The 1,373-nt window shown below is 56.7% G+C and carries 1 protein-coding gene; it reads right to left on the bottom strand.

All coding sequences use genetic code 11. From position 1 onward, the window contains the following. Positions 1–1,169: IS481 family transposase (locus BJP08_RS08465; RefSeq protein WP_071569187.1), on the bottom strand; the 1,169-nt coding region annotated here is incomplete at its 3' end. Positions 1,170–1,373 lie beyond the last annotated feature (204 nt).

The following is a 1,373-nucleotide window of genomic DNA, read 5'->3' as shown; positions in this document are numbered from 1 at the left end:
CCTTTTCGCCAGTATGGTTTTTGGTAATTGCGAGACGTGTCGATGTAGTGCTCGGTGATGATTTCGCCGGTCTCTTTTAGCGATGTGGTCACGTGGTTATCGGTGATGACCATCAGGATGTGTTTGCCGCCGTAGGCGCGTCCAATTCCTAAGTGGTAGAGCCTTCCGGCGTAGCGGATGGTGACTTTGCCGTTGGTTCCGACGACGTCTTGGCGGATGCGCCATTCGTCTTGTGGGTTGTCCGTGGGATGGGCTTTGGCACCTGTGGTGTAGGCCTGTTCGGGCGTGCGGCGCCCAAGTGCTCGATGGGGCCGTTGCGTGTTGTAGTACTTGGCGAATTCGTTGAGTTGTTGTTGCAGTTGGGGAATTGTTTCTGCTGGTGGTTGTGCTTTGATCCAGCGTTTGAGGGTTTGATGGAATCGTTCGATTTTGCCCTGGGTTTGTGGGTGCCCGGGTCGGCCGTTTTTCTGTTGAATGCGGTGGTGATTAAGTGTTTTCTCGAAGGCGTTGCGGCCTCCTTTTCTTCCGGCGAGTCGTGCTGTAAATACCAGTCCGTTGTCGGTGAGCGTGGATGCTGGCGGCCCATAGGTGTCGATGAGCAACTGGAGCTGTTGTGCCACGGCAGTGCCTGTAAACGCGTTCTGGGCGGTAATTGACAGCAGGTAGCGGGAGTGATCGTCGAGGAAGTCGAGGACTTCTATGCGAGTGCCATCGGCGAGGAAAAGATGCGTGATATCGGCTTGCCAGCACTCATTGGGCATTTCGGCTTCGAAGCGGATGTAGGAGCTTCGTGGCTTCTTCTGAGGTTGTGGGGCAACCAGGCCTGCCTTGGTGATGATACGGCGGATAGTGGAGGTTGAAGGCACTCGCAGGCCTTGTCGCTGTAGATGGAATGCGATGGTGTCTGGGCCTGCGTCGAACCCGGCTCTAGTGAGTTCTTTGCGCATGTCGATGATGTGTTTGCGCAAGTGTTCGGGAACGGCTTGGGGATGAGTGTGCGGTGCGCGGGATTTCGGGGCGATCGCTTCCGGACCACCGGCATCGAAGTCGGCCAGGATCTTATAGACACGCTGGCGAGAGATTCCGAATCGCTTGGCGACTTTTGCGGCTGGCTCGCCTTGGTCTCGTACGGCTTTAACGATTGCGAGGTTGCGGTTGGGGCTGTTCATTTGTCAACGATGTCCCGACTGATCCCGATGTGCGTGTGCGCCACGCGGTGGCTGGTCGGTGTCAACTATGTCGCGGCTGAGGTGTCAACCACCACCCCAGGTTGTTTCCTCGGGCTAAGTGTCAACTATGTCGCGGCTGAGGTGTCAACCATCAGGAAGGTTCTCGCAGGCACGCCGTGTCAACTATGTCGTGACTTCGGACAC

The sequence above is a fragment of the Corynebacterium sp. NML140438 genome (genome assembly GCF_001875725.1).
GTDB lineage: Bacteria > Actinomycetota > Actinomycetes > Mycobacteriales > Mycobacteriaceae > Corynebacterium.
Note: the sequence above shows the minus strand (reverse complement) of the source record. Positions and strands in the feature narration are given on the sequence as shown.